At 67.5% G+C, this 18,161-nt stretch carries 18 protein-coding genes; 9 read left to right on the forward strand and 9 right to left on the reverse strand.

What is annotated here, in order from left to right; translation table 11 throughout:
* Nucleotides 1-116: 116 nt before the first annotated feature.
* From glpD to XcuCFBP2542_RS07610, 5 genes are all read right to left on the reverse strand, one after another.
* On the reverse strand, nt 117-1,631 hold the full coding sequence (glpD, locus tag XcuCFBP2542_RS07590) for a glycerol-3-phosphate dehydrogenase (RefSeq protein ID WP_104602982.1): 1,515 nt from the start codon (nt 1,629-1,631) through the stop codon (nt 117-119).
* A gap of 216 nt (nt 1,632-1,847) precedes the next feature.
* Nucleotides 1,848-2,672 carry a DeoR/GlpR family DNA-binding transcription regulator gene (locus XcuCFBP2542_RS07595; protein WP_104602983.1) on the reverse strand — a complete coding sequence of 275 codons (825 nt, stop codon included), beginning with the start codon at nt 2,670-2,672 and terminating at the stop codon, nt 1,848-1,850.
* 34 nt (nt 2,673-2,706) lie between these two features.
* The gene (locus tag XcuCFBP2542_RS07600; protein WP_104602984.1) at nt 2,707-3,690 is read right to left on the reverse strand and encodes a PDR/VanB family oxidoreductase; all 984 of its coding nucleotides are present in this window, start codon (nt 3,688-3,690) and stop codon (nt 2,707-2,709) included.
* Nucleotides 3,683-4,486, reverse strand: a complete 804-nt coding sequence (locus tag XcuCFBP2542_RS07605; RefSeq protein WP_104602985.1) for a GntR family transcriptional regulator — start codon at nt 4,484-4,486, stop codon at nt 3,683-3,685. The genes XcuCFBP2542_RS07600 and XcuCFBP2542_RS07605 overlap by 8 nt, the downstream gene beginning before the upstream one ends.
* A 22-nt stretch (nt 4,487-4,508) precedes the next feature.
* Nucleotides 4,509-5,585 carry an aromatic ring-hydroxylating dioxygenase subunit alpha gene (locus XcuCFBP2542_RS07610; protein WP_104602986.1) on the reverse strand — a complete coding sequence of 359 codons (1,077 nt, stop codon included), beginning with the start codon at nt 5,583-5,585 and terminating at the stop codon, nt 4,509-4,511.
* 256 nt (nt 5,586-5,841) lie between these two features.
* Between XcuCFBP2542_RS07610 and XcuCFBP2542_RS07615 the strand changes: the two genes are divergently transcribed.
* The 8 genes from XcuCFBP2542_RS07615 (at nt 5,842) to pcaC (ending at nt 12,879) form a co-directional block, all read left to right on the forward strand.
* Nucleotides 5,842-6,705, forward strand: a complete 864-nt coding sequence (locus tag XcuCFBP2542_RS07615) for a CoA transferase subunit A (protein ID WP_104602987.1) — start codon at nt 5,842-5,844, stop codon at nt 6,703-6,705.
* The gene (locus XcuCFBP2542_RS07620) at nt 6,702-7,490 is read left to right on the forward strand and encodes a CoA-transferase subunit beta (protein WP_104602988.1); all 789 of its coding nucleotides are present in this window, start codon (nt 6,702-6,704) and stop codon (nt 7,488-7,490) included. Before XcuCFBP2542_RS07615 ends, XcuCFBP2542_RS07620 begins: the two co-directional genes overlap by 4 nt.
* A complete protein-coding gene (gene pcaF, locus XcuCFBP2542_RS07625; RefSeq protein WP_104602989.1) occupies nt 7,487-8,695 on the forward strand; it encodes a 3-oxoadipyl-CoA thiolase in 1,209 nt (402 codons plus the stop codon). The genes XcuCFBP2542_RS07620 and pcaF overlap by 4 nt, the downstream gene beginning before the upstream one ends.
* An 82-nt stretch (nt 8,696-8,777) precedes the next feature.
* The gene (pcaH, locus tag XcuCFBP2542_RS07630; RefSeq protein ID WP_104602990.1) at nt 8,778-9,509 is read left to right on the forward strand and encodes a protocatechuate 3,4-dioxygenase subunit beta; all 732 of its coding nucleotides are present in this window, start codon (nt 8,778-8,780) and stop codon (nt 9,507-9,509) included.
* 4 nt (nt 9,510-9,513) lie between these two features.
* Nucleotides 9,514-10,077: a protocatechuate 3,4-dioxygenase subunit alpha gene (gene pcaG, locus XcuCFBP2542_RS07635; protein WP_104602991.1), complete on the forward strand. Its 564-nt coding sequence runs from the start codon at nt 9,514-9,516 to the stop codon at nt 10,075-10,077.
* 247 nt (nt 10,078-10,324) lie between these two features.
* Complete coding sequence (locus XcuCFBP2542_RS07640) at nt 10,325-11,677, forward strand: 3-carboxy-cis,cis-muconate cycloisomerase (RefSeq protein WP_104602992.1); 1,353 nt, start codon at nt 10,325-10,327, stop codon at nt 11,675-11,677.
* A gap of 10 nt (nt 11,678-11,687) precedes the next feature.
* Nucleotides 11,688-12,470, forward strand: a complete 783-nt coding sequence (gene pcaD / locus XcuCFBP2542_RS07645; RefSeq protein WP_104602993.1) for a 3-oxoadipate enol-lactonase — start codon at nt 11,688-11,690, stop codon at nt 12,468-12,470.
* Nucleotides 12,471-12,492: 22 nt separating this feature from the next.
* Complete coding sequence (gene pcaC / locus XcuCFBP2542_RS07650; RefSeq protein WP_104602994.1) at nt 12,493-12,879, forward strand: 4-carboxymuconolactone decarboxylase; 387 nt, start codon at nt 12,493-12,495, stop codon at nt 12,877-12,879.
* Nucleotides 12,880-12,921: 42 nt separating this feature from the next.
* Here pcaC and XcuCFBP2542_RS07655 read toward each other — a convergent pair whose 3' ends face one another.
* A complete protein-coding gene (locus tag XcuCFBP2542_RS07655) occupies nt 12,922-13,776 on the reverse strand; it encodes an IclR family transcriptional regulator domain-containing protein (RefSeq protein WP_104602995.1) in 855 nt (284 codons plus the stop codon).
* 145 nt (nt 13,777-13,921) lie between these two features.
* Between XcuCFBP2542_RS07655 and XcuCFBP2542_RS07660 the strand changes: the two genes are divergently transcribed.
* Nucleotides 13,922-14,779 (forward strand): PA4780 family RIO1-like protein kinase, encoded by an 858-nt coding sequence (locus tag XcuCFBP2542_RS07660; RefSeq protein WP_104602996.1) that lies wholly within the window; start codon nt 13,922-13,924, stop codon nt 14,777-14,779.
* Between the two features lie 48 nt (nt 14,780-14,827).
* Here the strand turns inward: XcuCFBP2542_RS07660 and XcuCFBP2542_RS07665 are convergent, their stop codons facing one another.
* From XcuCFBP2542_RS07665 to XcuCFBP2542_RS19805, 3 genes are all read right to left on the reverse strand, one after another.
* Nucleotides 14,828-15,538, reverse strand: a complete 711-nt coding sequence (locus XcuCFBP2542_RS07665) for a DUF2490 domain-containing protein (protein ID WP_104602997.1) — start codon at nt 15,536-15,538, stop codon at nt 14,828-14,830.
* 245 nt (nt 15,539-15,783) lie between these two features.
* On the reverse strand, nt 15,784-17,688 hold the full coding sequence (gene mnmG, locus XcuCFBP2542_RS07670; RefSeq protein ID WP_104602998.1) for a tRNA uridine-5-carboxymethylaminomethyl(34) synthesis enzyme MnmG: 1,905 nt from the start codon (nt 17,686-17,688) through the stop codon (nt 15,784-15,786).
* Between the two features lie 268 nt (nt 17,689-17,956).
* On the reverse strand, nt 17,957-18,161 hold a 205-nt coding region (locus XcuCFBP2542_RS19805; protein WP_211292984.1), incomplete at its 5' end, for a hypothetical protein.

Genomic DNA, 18,161 nt, shown 5'->3' on the forward strand with positions numbered 1-18,161 from the left:
GCAGGGAGATTGGTTGGTGCTCATCGGGTGTGCCCTCCACATAGATCGTCATACTGCCGGCAATACGCCAGGATACGTTGCCGCAACGACCCGTCCTCGCCGGCAACGCGGTGTGTTCAAACTGCGGCGGTGTCGATGGCCTGCACCGGCTGCGTTTGCAGATAATCCTCAAGACGCTGGCGGCCTTGCGCATCGATGCGCAAGCCGAGTTTGCTGCGGCGCCACAGGATATCGTCGGCGCTGCGCGCCCATTCGTGCTGCCGCAGGTAATCCACCTCGGCCTGGTACAGGTCTGCGCCGAAGTGCGTACCCAGCCCGGCCAGGTCGGTTGCAGCGCCCAGCAGTTGTTCGGCGCAGGTGCCGTAATTGCGCACCAGGCGCTGTGCAGTGGCGGCAGGCAACCAGGGACGCGCAGTGCGTACGCGATCGAGCAGGCTGGCGATGTCGCGCTGCTCGCCGCCGGGCAGCGCCTCGCCGCGCGCAGTCCATGCCGGCTTGCGGGTGCCCAGGGCCTGCGTGATCCGGTCGACCGCTTCTTCGGCCAGCTTGCGATAGGTGGTCAGCTTGCCGCCGAACACGTTGAGCAACGGCGCGCCCTCGTTGACCACTTCCAGCTGATAGTCGCGCGTCACCTCGGCGGCGTTATCTTCGGCATCGTCCAGCAACGGACGCACGCCGCTGTAGTTCCACACCACGTCCTGCGGGCCGATCTGCTGCTGGAAATACAGGTTCGCCGCATCGCACAGGTATTGCACCTCGGCCGCATCGATCTTCGGCGCGGCGGGGTCGGCCTCGTAGTCGACATCGGTGGTGCCGATCAAGGTGAAGTCGTGCTCGTAGGGAATGGCGAACACGATGCGCCGGTCCGGTTGCTGGAAGATGTAGGCATGGTCGTGATCGAACAACTTGGGCACCACGATGTGGCTACCCTTGACCAGGCGCAGCGCGTGCTGGTGTGGCACCGCCGCGACCTTGTCCAGGAACGCCACCGCCCACGGGCCGGCCGCGTTGGCCAAAGCGCGCGCCTGCACGGTGCGGCGGTGGCCTTCGCGGTCTTCGAGTTCGGCATACCAGAACCCGGCATCGCGCCAGGCGCCGACGCAGCGGGTACGGGTGTGGATCTGCGCGCCACGCCTGGCCGCGTCCATCGCATTGAGCACCACCAGGCGGGCATCCTGTACCCAGGCATCGGAATACACGAAGCCGGTGCGCAGCGATTCCTGCAGCGGCGCGCCCACCGGGTGCGTACGCAGTGACAGCCGGCGCGAGCGCGGCAGGCTGCGCTTGCTGCCGCCCAGGTGGTCGTACAGGAACAGGCCGGCGCGGATCATCCAGGCCGGGCGCAGATGCGGCTGGTGCGGCAGCAGGAAGCGCAGCGGCCAGATGATGTGCGGGGCCAGCCGCAGCAGCACTTCGCGCTCGGCCAGCGCCTTGCCGACCAGGGCGAATTCGTACTGCTCCAGGTAGCGCAGGCCGCCGTGGATGAGTTTGGTGCTGGCGCTGCTGGTATGCGAGGCCAGGTCGTCCTGCTCGCACAGGCACACCGACAAGCCGCGCCCGGCCGCATCGCGGGCGATGCCAACCCCATTGATGCCGCCGCCGATCACCAGTAGATCGTAGGTTTCGCCCATTGCTGCCCTCCATCCGGGCACGCCAGTCGCGAACCCAATTCATCATGTTCGAACATATTCGAACATGCAACCTTCTGGCGGCGTGAAGACTTCCACCTTGCAGTGGGGCAGCTCGTGCCGTCCAGTGCGCCGCATCGCCTGCAGGGCGCAGTGGAGGAGGGGCTTGTAGCCTGCGAAAGAATTCCAAAAACGAACAGGATCGAACATCTTGCCCGGTCAGGCGGCGCCGGTCCCGGCAACATGCACGCGCGTCCCCGCCTCGGCCAGGACCGGGTCCAGGTCCTGCGGTGGCGGCCGGTCGGTGAACCAGTCGTGCACCTGCGCCAGCGCGCCCAGCCGCACCATGGCATTGCGGCCGAGCTTGCTGTGGTCGGCGGCCAGCAGCACCTGGCGCGAATGCGCGATGATGGCCTGGGCCACGCGCACTTCCTGATAGTCGAAATCCAGCAGGGTACCGTCGCGGTCGATGCCGGAAATGCCGATCACCCCGAAATCCACCTTGAACTGCCGGATCAGTTCCACCGTGGCCTCGCCCGTCACGCCTTGGTCGCGACCGCGCACCACGCCACCGGCCACGATCACCTCGAAGCTGGGATTGGCGCTGAGCATCACCGCCACGTTGAGGTTATTGGTGATGACACGCAGCCCGCGGTGCTGCAGCAGTGCGCGCGCCACCTCTTCGTTGGTGGTGCCGAGATTGATGAACAACGAGGCATCGTCGGGGATGAACCCGGCCACCTGTGCGGCGATATGGCGCTTTTCGTGCGCCTGCAATGTCTTGCGGGCGGTATAGGCCAGGTTCTCCACGCTCGATGGCATGCTGACACCGCCGTGATAGCGGCGCAGCACCCCGGCATCGCACAGCAGGGTCAGGTCGCGGCGAATGGTTTGCGGCGTCACCTCGAAGCGCGTCGCAAGGCCTTCGACGTCTGCAAACCCTTGCTGCCGCACCAAGGCCACCAATTGTTCCTGGCGCGGGTTCAAGGCCGGCGCCGGGACAGTCCTGTAATGAGTCGACTCCATGCGCCGATGATCGCGCATGCGCGTGAGGATGCAAACACGCGCGACATGGCGCTCAACCCAGCTCGCGGCGATAACCGGTGTCGATGCTGACGCTGCCGCCCACCGCGCGCGAGACGCAGGCGCACAGTTTGCGGTTCTCGCGGCGCTGCGCGTCGCTGAAGAAGACGTCGCGGTGATCGATGTCCGCCGCGCTGTCGAGGATGTCCACCGCGCACAACCCGCATTCGCCGCGCCGGCATTCGGCGATCAGTTCCACGCCGGCATCGTTGAGCGCATCGAGCATCGACTGGTTCTCCGCCACCGGTACCTCCAGTCCAAGCCCCGGCAACTTGACCACGAAGGCCTGCGCGGGCACGCGCCCACTGTTGCCGAAGGTTTCAAAATGCAGCCGCGCACGCGGCCGGCCGGCCACGTGCCAGTGCTCGCGTACCGCTTCGAGCATGCCCAGCGGACCGCAGACGTAGACCTCGCCATTGGGCGGCAGGCGCGCCAGTTCGCCGGTCAGATCGGGCGGGCCGGCGCTGTCGTCGCAATGCAGCTGCAGGCGCTCGCCGAGCAAGGCGTGAAGTTCATCCACGTAGGCCATCGCATGGCGCGAGCGGCCGACGTAGAGCAAGCGGAACGCCGGGTGGCGCGCGGCTAGCCGTTGCGCCATGCCGACGATGGGGGTGATGCCGATGCCGCCGGCAATCAGCAGGATGTGCTCGCCGCGTTCGTCCAGTGCGAAGTTGTTGCTGGGCGGCGACATTTCCACCGCATCGCCCGGCTGCAGCGTCCACATGTAGCGCGAACCGCCGCGGCTCTCGGGCATCTGCCGGACCGCAATACAGTAATGGCCATCTGCGCGCGGTTCGCCCACCAGCGAATACGAACGCACATCGGCACGCCCTTGCAGCTCCACGCGGAAATCCAGATGACTGCCAACCGCAAAGCTGCGCGCGGCCGGGCCTGGATCGAACACGATCTCGCGGACGCCTTCGCACAGGTCGGCAATGCGGACCACGCGGGCGCGATGCCACTGGGTGTCTTTACGCATGAGGGGCTCCAGGCAGGACGTCTGGCCGGGCGCTGCCGGCATCGGGGGCGCAGGCGCGACCGATCAACGCGCCACCACGCAATTGGTCGATCGCCGCAGGGGTTTGCAGGACATGGCGCAGGTTGCGATGTGCCAGACGGGCGTGCTCGCGCATCAATGCTTCGGCGCGGCTGCCCTGGCGCTGCTGGATGGCCGCAATCACTTCGCGATGCTGGTCCTGCGCCAGGGTCAGATGCAGCTGGGCTTCGGCAGCGCCGCTCTGCGCCAGGACCAGTCCACTGGGGGAGGCGAACGGCAGCTGCACGATGCGGTGCACGGCGCGTTCAAGCACCTCGCTGTCGGCCATGTCCAGCAACAGCGTGTGGAACTGTGCATTGGCCTGCACGTAGGCTGCCAGGTCGATGGCATCGGCCGAGGCCCCGACGATGCCGTCGAGCCGGCCCAACAGCGCGTGCGCCTGCGCCAGCGCGGCGGCACCTACGCCGCGCTCGGCCGCCATGCGTGCGGCCACTCCTTCGAGCGTGCCGCGCAGTTCGATGGCATCGTACGCATCGCGTTCGCTGAACGCCTGCACCGCATAGCCGCCGCCGGGCAGGGCGCTGGCCAGGCCTTCCTCGCACAGGCGCTGCAGGGCCGCCCGCACGGGGGTGCGCGACATGCCCAGGCGCTGCACCACCGCCAGTTCGGACAGGCGGCTGCCGGCGGCCAGGCGGCCATCCAGAATCCATTCGCGCAGCGATAGCAGTGCGCGGGTGGTCTGTGTGGCGCTGTTGCGGAACGGGGTAGTCGGTGACATCGCTGGCTCCTGCGCGGCGCGCTCAACCCACCATGCGCAACGACAGCTCGCTCGCGCGTTGCTCCTGCGCGATCAGCCGGTCGATCACCCGCCGTGCCCACATGCCGCCGGCATCGACGTTGAGGTTGTAGAAGGTGTGGTCCGGGTGCGCGTCGATGGCGCGCTGCTGCGCCTCCAGCACCGCTTCGTCCTCGCCGAACACGCCGGTGACGCCAGCGCGCGTGAGCGTGGTCAAGGACTGATCGTGCAGCGCGTAGTTGCGCATGAACGCCCAAAAGTAGTGGCAGGTGGTGTCGGTTTCCGGGGTGATGGTGTTGAGCACGTAGCCGTTGACGCCCTGGCTGCGGTCGCCTTCCGGTGCGCCGGTGCCGGCGATGGCCACGCCGACATCGATGGCGATGGTGCCGGGCGCTTCGAAGCGGATGATCTGCCAGCGATCCACCTTGCCGTGGTAGTCCAGATGGCGCGCGATCTGGCTGGCCCAGAACGGCGGCGCGTCGATGTTGCGCATCCAGCGCGACACCACCACCGAGCGCTCGCCATGCACCACGTCGAACGGTGCTTCGGCGATTTCGTCCTGGCCGATGCTGGAGCCGTGCACGAAGGTTTCGTGGGTCAGGTCCATCAGGTTGTCCAGCACCAGCCGGTAGTCGCACTTGGCGTAGATGGTGCGGCCATCGCCGGCCCAGGCCGGGTCGTGCGCCCAGTGCAGGTCCGGGATCAGCGCCGGATCGGCCTTGACCGGGTCGCCCGGCCAGATCCACACGTAGCGGTGTTTCTCGGCCACCGGAAAGCTGCGCACGCAGGCCGAGGGATTGATGGTGTCCTGCGAGGGCATGTGCACGCAGCGGCCCTGCGTGTCGTAGACCAGCCCGTGGTAGCCGCAGACCACGTCATCGCCGCGCAGCTTGCCCATCGACAACGGCACCAGGCGGTGCCAGCAGGCGTCTTCCAGCGCCACCACCGCGCCGGCGGTGGTGCGATAGAGCACCACGTCCAGGTTGCAGACCTTGTGCGGCGCCAGCGCGTGCCTGATGTCGTGGTCCCAGGCAACGGCGTACCACGCGTTGAGCGGAAACAGCTGTCTGGACTGGGTCATGGACGTGGCTCCTGGGTTGTATACAGCCTGGGATGCGATGGGACGTGGCAACGTCGGTAGATCAAGCCATCAAGGCCGATTCCTGGCGCTGGCGTCTGCTTGCGGGTATGGTTATGTATACACCGGAAACAATGCGCAGGTGCAAGCGTGCGCACAGAACTGTGCGATTATCGAATTCATTTGCCGATAATCGCATTGACCGGCTCGCCTGGATGGGTCTACCGTGGTTGCACGTCCGCAGCCCCAGGCTCCGTCCATGGTCGAAATTGTCTCCCTGCCCGACGCCGTGTCCCAGCTGATCGCCGATGGCGATTGCGTGGCCATGGAGGGCTTCACCCATCTGATCCCGCATGCCGCCGGCCACGAGGTGATTCGCCAGCGCAAGCGCGACCTGCGCCTGGTGCGGATGACTCCGGACCTGATCTACGACCAGCTGATCGGTGCCGGCTGCGCGGCGGCGCTGCGGTTCTCGTGGGGTGGCAATCCGGGGGTGGGCTCGCTGCACCGGCTGCGCGATGCGGTCGAACATGCCTGGCCACAGCCCCTGCAACTGCGTGAGCACAGCCACGCCGACATGGCCAACGCCTATGTCGCTGGCGCCTCGGGGCTGCCGTTTGCGGTGTTGCGCGGCTATGTCGGCTCGGACCTGCCGCGCGTCAACGACAGCATCAAGTTCCTGCAGTGCCCGTTCACCGGCGAAACGCTGGCCGCCACGCCGGCCGTCAACCCCGATGTCACCGTGATCCACGCCCAGCAGGCCGACCGCCGCGGCAATGTGCTGCTGTGGGGGATTCTTGGCGTGCAGAAGGAAGCCGTGCTGGCCGCGCGCAAGGTAATCGTGACGGTGGAAGAGATCGTAGACACCCTCGACGCGCCGCCCAACGCCTGCATCCTGCCGCGCTGGGTGGTCGATGCGGTGTGTCATGTGCCGGGTGGCGCGGCACCGTCGTATGCGCATGGCTACTCTGCACGCGACAACCGCTTTTATCTGGCCTGGGATGCGATCGCCCGCGATCGTGCGCGGTTCCAGCAATGGATCCAGACGCACATCCTGGATACCGAGGATTTCACTGCGTTCCAGCGCGTGTACGCGCACTCGCAGCAGCAGGTGGCCGCATGAGCGAGGTCAGCACCAACGAAATGATGACCGTGGCCGCTGCGCGCCGGTTGCCCGACGGCGCCGTCTGTTTCGTCGGCATCGGCCTGCCGTCCACCGCGGCCAATCTGGCCCGGCTGACGCATGCGCCGGATGTCACCCTGATCTACGAATCCGGCCCGATCGGTGCCCGCCCGGATGTGCTGCCGTTGTCGATCGGCGATGGCGAACTGGCCGAGACCGCCGACACCGTGGTCTCCACGCCGGAGATCTTTCGCTACTGGCTGCAGGGCGGCCGCGTGGACGTGGGGTTCCTGGGCGCGGCGCAGATCGACCGCCACGCCAATCTCAACACCACCGTGATCGGCGACTACGCCGCGCCGAAGACGCGCCTGCCCGGGGCCGGCGGCGCGCCGGAGATCGCGGCCAGCGCCAAGCAGGTCTTCATCATCATGCGCCAGTCCAGGCGCAGCTTCGTGGCGACGCTGGATTTCATCACCACCGTCGGGCATCTGGACGGCGGCGATGCGCGCAAGCGCGCCGGCCTGCCCGGTGCCGGCCCCACCGTGGTGGTCACCGACCTGTGCGTGATGGAGCCGGACCCGGTGAGCCGCGAACTGACGGTGACCGCGTTGCATCCGGGGATCACCCGCGAGCAGGTGAGCGCGGCCACCGGCTGGCCGATCCGGTTTGCCGACGACCTGGCCCAGACACCTCCGCCCACCGCGACCGAGCTGCAGGCACTGCGCGCGCTGCAGGCACGCACCGATGCCGCGCACGGTACCCAATCCGCAGGGGCGCAGGCATGAGCGAGGTCTATCTGGTCGATGGCATCCGCACCCCCATCGGCCGTTACGGCGGCGCGCTTGCGAGCGTGCGTGCCGACGACCTGGGCGCGGTGCCGCTTGCGGCATTGCTGGCGCGTCATCCGGCGCTGGACCCGGCCGCCATCGACGACGTCTATCTGGGCTGCGCCAACCAGGCCGGCGAAGACAACCGCAACGTCGCACGCATGAGCTTGTTGCTGGCAGGCCTGCCCACCTCGGTGCCGGGCAGCACGCTCAACCGCCTGTGCGGTTCGGGGCTGGATGCGGTCGGCACGGTGGCGCGCGGCATCCGTGCCGGCGAGCTGGACTTGGCGATCGCCGGCGGCGTGGAATCGATGTCGCGTGCGCCCTGGGTGATGGGCAAGGCCGACAGCGCGTTCGCCCGTACCCAGCAACTGGAAGACACCACCATGGGCTGGCGCTTCGTCAACCCGCGCCTGCAGGCCGCCCACGGCACCGAGCTGATGGGCGAGACCGCAGAAAACCTCGCCCAGCGCCATGCCATCAGCCGCCAGGACCAGGATGCCTTCGCGCTGCGCAGCCAGCAGCGCGCCGCTGCCGCCCGCGCGGCGGGCTTCTTCGATGGCGAGATTACCCCGGTGTCGGTGGCCGGACGCAAGGGCGTTGCGCCCACGACGGTGGAACACGACGAACAGCCGCGCCCGGCCACCACGGCCGAGACGCTGGCCAAGCTCAAGCCGATCTTTCGCCAGCCGGGCACGGTCACCGCCGGCAATGCGTCGGGCATCAACGATGGCGCCGCCGCCGTGTTGCTGGCCTCCGCGCAGGCATTGCGCATGCATGGGCTGCAGGCGCGCGCGCGCGTGCTGGGCTTCGCCTGTGCGGGCGTGGAGCCGGCCTACATGGGCATCGGTCCGGTGCCGGCCACGCAGTGCCTGCTGGCGCGCCTGAACCTGCGCCTGGACCAATTCGACGCGATCGAACTCAACGAAGCCTTTGCCGCCCAGGCGCTGGCCTGCACGCGCCAGCTCGGCCTGGCCGATGATGCCGCACACGTCAACGCCAACGGTGGTGCGATTGCATTGGGCCATCCGCTCGGCATGAGTGGCGCGCGGTTGGCGCTCACCCTGCTGCGCCAGCTGGAAGCCGGCAACGGGCGGCTCGGGCTGGCCAGCATGTGTATCGGCGTCGGGCAAGGCGTGGCCCTGGCGATCGAACGCCTCTGACCCAACGCCAAGCCAGCAGTGCTGCCACCATCGCTTATCCACATCGTTTGAACGTGCCGCAGTGCGGCCAGGGAGATCCCTCATGCGCGATGCCACCACCGACGAACCGGGCGCCGATCCGCTGCTCGGCTATCGCCGCCCGCGTCCCGGCACCCAGCCGGCCTATCTGCATCCACCCTATGCATCCACCCGCCTGCGCGGACCCACCCGCGCGCCCATCGACATCCCGGCAACGCTGTCGGAGGTCACCGGCCCGCGCCTGGATCGTCTCACCCTGGGGGAGCATGCCGCCGACCTGACCGCCGGCTTTAGTGGCGAGCCGCTGGGCGAGCGCATCGTCGTGTCCGGCCGGGTGCTGGACGAGAACGGCAAGCCGGTGCGCAACAGCGTGGTGGAAGTGTGGCAATGCAATGCCGCCGGCCGCTATCAGCACGCCGGCGACCGCCACGATGCACCGCTGGACCCCAACTTCCGCGGCACCGGCCAGGTACTGACCGACGCGCAGGGCCGCTACGCGTTCAAGACCATCAAGCCGGGCGCCTATCCGTGGCGCAACCACTACAACGCCTGGCGGCCGGCACATATCCATTTCTCGCTGCATGGCGACGGGATCGGGCAACGCTTGGTCACGCAGATGTATTTCCCCGGCGACCCGCTGCTGGCGTACGACCCCATCTACAACTGCGTGGACGATGCATTGGCGCGCGAGCGCATGGTGTCCAGTTTCGACTGGGAGAACGCGATCAGCGAGTATGCGCTGGCGTACCGCTTCGACATCGTGCTGCGCGGTCGCAAGCAAACGGTCTGGGAGTGAACCGATGAGTCTTTCCACAACCCCTTCCCAAACCGTCGGCCCGTATTTCAGGCTCGGGCTGGAGCCTCTGTACCGCGACCGCCTGGCGGCCGCGCAGGCCGCAGGCACGCATGTGCAGATCAGCGGCTGCGTCCGCGATGGTGCCGGCGCACCGGTGGCCGATGCCGTGCTGGAACTGTGGCAGGCCGATGCGGCCGGCATCTATGCGCATCCAGCCGATCCGCGCTGGCAGGCGCATGCGCCGCAGGTCGATGGCTGGGGCCGTATCGCCACCGACGCCGAGGGGCGGTTCACCTTCGCGACCATCAAGCCGGGCGCGGTGGCCGGACCGGGCGAGGTTCCGCAGGCGGCGCATTTGACCGTGCTGGTGTTCATGCGCGGCCTGTTGCACAGCGTCTCGACCCGGGTGTACTTCGCCGACGACCCCCAGTTGGCCAGCGACCCCATCCTGGCCCTGGTGCCTGCGGCGCGGCGCGGGACCTTGCTGGCGCAACCGCGTGGCGACGGCGCCTACCACTGGGATATCCACATGCAGGGCGACGCCGAGACCGTGTTCTTCAACTACTGATGCGGCCGCCTGCCACCTGCGGGCGTGGTTGCGACTGTGGCCCGCCTGTTCGACCCGTGCACCGGCGTCCGCACCAGTGGTCGCGCGCGGCGGTGCGGCGCATGTGCACGTCATCCTCCCGCAATGCGCGTGCCCGCAGCGCGCATCGCCTGTGCATGAGGCGCAGTGATATCGCCCGCCTGCGGCGGGCTGGTTGGCAGCTTCGCATGGCGATGCCATGCTGCCGTCACGCCAAGAGAAGCACTGCATGAGTCCCACGTTCTCGCTGTTGGAATCCTTATTTGGCGACCCCGCGTGCGAGGCGCTGTTCGACGACGCGGCGCGGGTACAGGCGATGCTGCAATTCGAGGCAGCGCTGGCCCAGGCGCAGGCGCGCTGCGGCGTCATTCCCGCCGAGGTGGCGCCCGCCATCGTGCTGGCCTGCGATGTGCGCCAGTACGACCTGGCTGCGCTGGCGCAGGCCACCGCGCTGGCCGGCAATCCTGCCATCGGGCTGGTCAAGGCGCTCACCGCCCGGGTCGGCGAACACGATGCCGCCGCCGCGCGCTGGGTGCACTGGGGCGCCACCAGCCAGGACGTCATCGACACCGGTACGATGCTGCAGCTGCGCGCCGCGCTGGATCTGCTACTTCCGCAGTTGCAGCGCCTGTGCGGCACCCTGGCCGGGCTGGCCGAACGCGAGCGCGACACCGGCCTGCCCGGGCGCACCTTGCTGCAACACGCGGTGCCGGTGACCTTCGGGCTCAAGGCGGCCGGCTGGCTGGACGCTCTGCAACGCGCGCATCGCCGGCTGCACGCCGTGCGCGAGGAGGCGCTGGCGCTGCAGTTCGGCGGGGCGGCCGGCACGCTGGCCTCGCTGCAGACGCGTGGGCTGGAGGTGGCGCAGGCATTGGCCAGCACGCTGGCATTGCCGTTGCCGGCGTTGCCCTGGCATACCTCCCGCGATCGCATCGTCGAGATCGGCTGCGCCTTCGGCCTACTGGCCGGCACCCTGGGCAAGATCGCCGGCGATGTGGTGCTGCTGATGCAGTCGGAGGTCGGCGAAGCCTTCGAGCCCGCAGCGGCCGGCAAGGGGGGCTCGTCGGCGATGCCGCACAAGCGCAATCCGGTGTCCAGCGTCGCGGCGATCGCCGCGGCCACGCGCGTGCCCGGCCTGGTCGCCACCTTGTTCAGCGCGATGTTGCAGCCGCACGAGCGCGCCGCCGGCCAGTGGCATGCCGAATGGGACACGCTGCCGCAGATCGTGCGGCTCACCGCCGGCAGCCTGGCGCAGATGCAGGCCTGCCTGGACGGCCTGGAGCTGGACCGCGCGCGCATGCGCGCGCACCTGGACAGTCATGGTGGGGTGCTCTATGCCGAGGCGGCGGTCTTCGCGTTGGCGCCGCAGCTCGGCAAGGCGCAGGCGCATGCGCTGGTCGAACAGGCCGTGCGGCGCGCACAGCAGCAGCAACGGCATCTGCGCCAGGTGCTGGGCGAGGAGGCGCAGGTCGGCGCGATACTCACGCCGGTGCAACTGCAGGCGGTGTTCGATGGCGACAGCTGGCGCGGCATGTCGTCGGTCTGGATCGACCGCGCGCTGGCCGGCTTCCCATCCCGTTGACGGTGCCCCAATGGCCTATCTCCACTTGCCCACGCATCGCCTGCACTACCGCCTGGACGGCACCGAAGGAAAGCCCTGGCTGACCTTCTGCAACTCGCTCGGCACCGATCTGCACATGTGGGACGTGCAGATCGAAGCCTTCGCCCCGCACTACCGCATCCTGCGTTACGACCGCCGCGGCCACGGCGACTCGGAAGCCCCGCCCGGCCCCTACAGCATCGCCGAACTGGCCCAGGACGTGCTGGCGCTGTGGGACGCCCTGCAGATCGAACGCAGCGATTTCTGCGGGCTGTCGATCGGTGGGCTCACCGGGCAGTGGCTGAGCCTGCACGCGCCACAGCGGCTGCGCCGGGTGGTGGTGTGCGCCACCGCGCAGAAGATCGGCAGCTCCGCCAGCTGGGAGGCGCGCATCGAGCAGGTGCGCAGCGAAGGCCTGCCGACGCTGATCGACGCCACCTTGCAGCGCTGGTTCACCCCGGCCTTTGCGCTCAGCCACGCGCAGCGGCTGGACATGGTCGCAGCCGCCTTCGTCTCCACGTCGCCGGCGGGCTACGTTGCATGCTGCCAGGCCGTGGCCGAGGCGGATTTTCGCGGCGCGCTGGATGGCCTGGCGCTGCCGCTGCTGGCCGTGGCCGGCGACGACGACCCGGTATGTCCGCCGCCGGACCTGCGCGAGATCGCCTACGCCGCCCCCGACGGCCACTACGCCCAGGTTCCCGGCCGCCATATCTGCAACCTGGAATCGCCCGCCGCCTTCAACGAGGCGGTACTGGGCTTCCTGTTGAACGACTGACCCCCACCTGCAAGGACATCCGATGCACGAAGACGAGCGATACAAGGCTGGCTTGCGCGAACGCCGCCGCGTGCTGGGCGACGCGCACGTCGACCGCGCGCTGGCTGCACGCAGCCCGCTGACCGACGAATTCCAGGACCTGATTACCCGCTACGCCTGGGGCACCATCTGGACCCGCGATGGCCTGCCCGCGCATACCCGGTCGCTGATGACCCTGTCGATGATGGTCGCCCTGGGCCACGACGAGGAGTTCAAGCTGCATGTGCGGGCGGCGCGCAACAACGGCGTGACCCCGGAGCAGATCAAGGAAGTATTGTTGCAGGCGGCAATCTATTGCGGCGTGCCGGCCGCCAATCATGCCTTTGCGCTGGCTGCCCCGATCCTGCAGGAACAGGCGGCGGAAGACTGAAGCGGCCGGCGTGCAGCACGCTTGCGGTTCTTCTTGCGGTCCCTAGCTCAGCAAGGTGCCCAGGCGCTGCGCGGCCTGTTTTAGCGGCTCCAGCAGTTGCATCTGCATGGTCTGCAGGCTGACGCGGCCGGCCTGGGCGCCGATGTTCAACGCCGCGATCACCTCGCCGCGCAGGTTGCGCACCGGCACCGCGATCGAGCGCAGGCCGATTTCCAGTTCCTGGTCGATCAGGCACATGCCCTCGCGGCGCGTGCGCGCCAGCACCTCCAGCAGCGCCGGAGCCTGGCTCACCGTGCGCTCGGTGCGCGGGCGCAGCGTGGTGCGTTCCAGATAGGCCTGCAGGGTGTCGGCAGGCAGCGCTGCCAGCAGCACCCGCCCCATGGAGGTGCAATAGGCCGGCAACCGGGTGCCCGGGCGTAGCCCGATGGACATGATGCGTACCGTTTCCGCGCGCGCCACGTACAGCAGGTCGTCGCCGTCCAGCACGCCCAGCGAGCAGGATTCCAGCACCTGATCGCGCAGACCATCCAGCACCGGCTGCGCGGCGGCGGTCATCGACGAGGACGCCACATATGCACCGCCCAGCCCGAGCACGCGCGGCAGCAGCACATAGCCGCGGCCCTGCTCGCCGACATAGCCCAGCGTGGTCAGCGTATGCAGCACTCGACGCACCGCGGCGCGCGAAATACCGGTTTCCAGGCTGATCTGCGACATCGTCACCTCGCGCGCATGCTGTGCGAACACGCTCAGCACCACCAGTCCACGTCCCAGCGAGGTCATGAAATCGGGATCGCCGCGGGCGGCGGCGATCTGCTGCATCAAGGCGTGTGGCAGGCCGCGTTCGCCACTGGCGGCGGTGGCGGGCGGGGCACGGCGGCGGGCAGGCGTGTCGGGCATCGGGTCGCGGCTTGTGCAGGTTCGGACATGGTAAGCGCTCGCGGCAGCGTGCGCCGGCCGCGGTGGATGCGGTTGGCATGTAAACGCTTCACCCAGGTTGCCGCATAATCGTCGCTGGCTTGTTCCGGATCGGTCCTTCTAGTCCATGAAAACCCCCAAGGGTCTGCAGCCGCTGATCGACGACGGCGTGATCGACGTGGTGTTACGGCCACTGAAGAGCGGCAAGGAAGCGTCCGTCTACGTGGTCGGCGCAGGCTCGGACGTGCTGTGCGCCAAGGTCTACAAGGACATGGCGCAACGCAGTTTCCAGGCGCGCGTGCAGTACCAGGAAGGGCGCAAGGTGCGCGGCAGCCGCCAGGCGCGGGCGATGGGCAAGGCCACCAAGTTCGGCCGACGCGAAGCCGAAACCGCATGGAAGAACACCGAGGCCGATGCCCTCTACCAACTGGTGGATGCCGGCGTGCACGTGCCCAGACCGCGCGGCTATTTCCATGGTGTGCTGTTGATGGATCTGGTTACCGACGCAGCCGGGCATAGCGCACCGCGCCTGGGCGAAGTGGACCTGGAGCCGGAGCAGGCACGCGCCTTCCACACCAGCCTGATCGGCGATGTGGTCAAGATGCTGTCGCTGGGCCTGGTGCACGGCGACCTCTCCGAATACAACGTGCTGGTGTCGCCGCAGGGTCCGGTGGTGATCGATTTCCCGCAGGTCGTCAGCGCCGCCGGCAACAACGCCGCGCGCGAGATGCTGCTGCGCGACGTGCACAACCTGCGCGATTGCCTGGGCCGCTTCGCGCCGGAACTGCTGGACACCCACTACGGCGAAGAGATGTGGGCGCTCTACGAAAAGGGCGAACTGCGCCCGGACAGCGCCTTGAGCGGGCGTTTCAGGTTCGATACCCGGCGCGCCGACGTGCGTGCCGTGCGCGCCTCGATCGAGGACGCACGCCAGGAAAACCTGATTCGCCAGCAAGGCCGCGAAGCCGCAGCGCAAGACGATTGACGGCGCTGCGCAGCCCTGCGCCAGCGCCCGCAAGACCGGGGCGCTGCATCAGAAGTTGAAGCGGAACGTGGTCATCAACACATGGTTTTCGCGGTCCACTGCCCGCGTGTTGACGAACTGGTTCAGATAGCCCACGTCGACGTTGGAAATGGCATTGAACTTCCAGTTGATGCCGACGAAGACGCGATTCTGGTCGATACCGCGCCGAGCGCCCCATTGCGTCTGATCCAGATTGACGAACAGTTCGTTGAACAACACCCAGGACAGTTGCGGACTGAATCCGCTGGGCCGCGTGGCCCGGATCATCTGCCGCACCCGGTAACCTTCATCGGCGAAGTCTTCGCGATGACGTTGTTCCAGGCGCGTGCGGCTGGTGATGCTGATGTTGGCGACCGGATCGAACTGATACTGAAACTGGCCCCACCAACGATTCTCGCGATTGGATGGCTGCCCGGCCGGATGGGTGATGATGGTGTCGTAACCCATCCAGACGCTGGCCTTGGGGTTGAGTCGATAGAACAGCGCCGGACGCAGGATCAATTGATCGAACTGCTCGCCTTCCTCGCGCCAGCGTGGATGGATATCCATGCTCCAGTAGAGATTCTCCACCGGCAACTTGCCCTGGGCGTAGACACTCAACCAATACCGCCCGTCTTCCTCGGTATTGGCATGGGCAGGACAGATACTTGCCAACGACAGGATCACGACGGGGCAGGCGAGTCGAAACGTGGTGGCCAGTAACGTGCTAACTGCGTTCATCTGAGGAAATGTGTCGTGGTTGGCAAAATCATAGCAACGTTTCTCGCCTGTCCAGCGACCGTCCAGTGACAATGGTGCGCCTTTGATCGCCTGATCTTCGCTAATCAGGACGGGCCATCGCTTCAAGCCGTCCGGGCATGCCGACGGTTCAGGCAATGCGCTGCTGCAAGCGCATGTGCCGGTGGTGGTCGTGCCTGCCTGCAGCCTGCGTTTGCGCAGCGCCCGGCGGCGGCACGCGGCAGGCGCTAGGCGACCTGGCTGCGCCGCGCGCGTTCCAGATGGACCAGCAGCAGCGAAATTGCCGCCGGTGTCATTCCGGCAATGCGTTGCGCCTGACCAATATGGTGCGGACGCACGCGTTCGAGTTTCTGCTGCACCTCGATCGATAATCCGCGTACGCCGGCATAATCGAAATTCGGCGGGATCGGCGTGTTCTCCTGGCGCAGCTGGCGCGCGATATCGTCGCGCTGGCGGTCCAGGTAGCCGGCGTACTTGACGCTGATTTCCACCTGTTCGGCCACTTGCGCATCGTCCACGCCCGGCCCCAGGGTCGGGACGCGCATCAGGCTGGCGTAGTTCAGCTCCGGGCGCTTGATGAGGTCCAGCACATTGGTCTCGCGGCTGAGCGACACGCCCAGGGTCTGGGTCACTTCGCGTCCCAGTGCATTGCCCGGCGTGGCCCATAGCGCGGACAGCCGCGCGCTTTCGCGCTGCACGGCCTCCTGCTTGGCCGAAAAGCGCGCCCAGCGTGCGTCATCGACCAGGCCCATGCGGCGGCCGACACTGGTCAGGCGCGCATCGGCATTGTCTTCGCGTAGCTGCAGCCGGTATTCGGCGCGGCTGGTGAACATGCGATACGGCTCGGTGGTGCCGTGGGTAATCAGATCGTCCACCAGCACGCCCAGGTAGGCTTCGTCGCGGCGCGGCGACCACGCCGGCAGCCCCTGCACATGCCGGGCGGCGTTGAGGCCGGCCAGCAGCCCTTGCGCGGCGGCTTCTTCGTAACCGGTGGTGCCGTTGATCTGGCCGGCGAAGAACAGCCCGCCCATTGCCTTGGTTTCCAGCGAGGCACGGAGCCCGCGCGGGTCGAAGAAGTCGTATTCGATGGCATAGCCGGGGCGGGTGATATGCGCCTGCGCAAACCCGTGAATCGAGCGCACCAGCGCCAGCTGCACATCGAACGGCAGCGAGGTGGAAATCCCGTTGGGATAGATCTCGGTCACTTCCAGTCCTTCGGGTTCGACGAAGATCTGGTGGCTGGTCTTGTCGGCGAAACGCACCACCTTGTCTTCGATCGACGGGCAGTAGCGCGGGCCGATGCCTTCGATCTGCCCGGAATACAACGGCGAGCGATGCAGCGCCTGGCGAATGATGTCGTGGGTCTGCTCGGTAGTCTGGGTGATCCAGCAGCTGACCTGGCGCGGATGGTCGCCGACCTGGCCCATGAACGACAGTACCGGCAGCGGGTCGTCGCCCGGCTGCTCGACCATCACGCCGTAGTCCAGCGAGCGCCCGTCGATGCGCGGCGGGGTGCCGGTCTTGAGCCGGTCGATGGCGAACGGCCGTTCGCGCAGGCGCGCGGCCAGGGTGGTGGCCGGCGGGTCGCCCATGCGCCCGGCCGCGTATTGGGTTTGGCCGACATGGATCTTGCCGGCCAGGAAGGTGCCGGCAGTGAGCACCACGGCCGGGGCTTCGAAGCGCAGCCCGGTTTGGGTGATGACCCCGCGCACGCTATCGGCCTCGCTTGCGCCGTTGTGGGTGACCAGATCGTCCACCGCCGCCTGGAACACCGTCAGCTTGGGCTGCGCCTCGACCATGCGGCGGATCGCGTTGCGGTAGAGGTTGCGGTCGGCCTGGCAGCGGGTGGCGCGCACCGCCGGCCCCTTGGAGGCATTGAGCGTGCGCCACTGGATCCCGGCCAGGTCGGCCGCCCGCGCCATGGCGCCGCCCAGCGCATCGATCTCCTTGACCAGGTGCCCCTTGCCGATCCCACCGATGGCCGGATTGCAGCTCATCGCCCCCACGGTCTCGATGTTGTGGGTCAGCAGCAGGGTGCGCGCACCGGCGCGTGCAGACGCCAGCGCCGCCTCGGTGCCGGCGTGGCCGCCACCGATCACGATGACATCGAAGCGATAGAAGGAGTCGGACATGGGCGTGGACTGGAAGCGGTAGGGAGGACAACGGCCAGGCAAGTATCGGCTGAAGCGGCAATGCGGTCACTTGTCCCGTAAATTTGTGATGTAAATCACAAATTTCAATACTGGCACTCAAGTTGGCATGTTTCGTGCGGATATCCCTATCGCACCCGGCGTGGCATTGCGACATGGGCGCAAAGGCTGGAATTGGAACAGGGGCCAGCCGCGCGTGCGTCGGGGTCGCGTAAGGGTCGGTAGTCGGGGGACTGCCGACCCTTATTTTTTATTTCTGGTTTTTTATTTCGGACCACTGGTTTCCAGGTCTCACGCCTTTCGATGGCTGCCGGCGCTGCATGGCCGGGCGGGGCCAATGCCACAACGCATAAAGCCCCGGCATGCCGCAATGCCAGTCAGTTAACGCTGATTGGCATTTTTCGTTGGGAACTTCGAAGCGCGGTTCTTGACGACTCTGGGGAAGCTTCGTTCGG

This window comes from Xanthomonas cucurbitae (assembly GCF_002939885.1).
Taxonomy (GTDB): Bacteria; Pseudomonadota; Gammaproteobacteria; order Xanthomonadales; family Xanthomonadaceae; genus Xanthomonas; species Xanthomonas cucurbitae.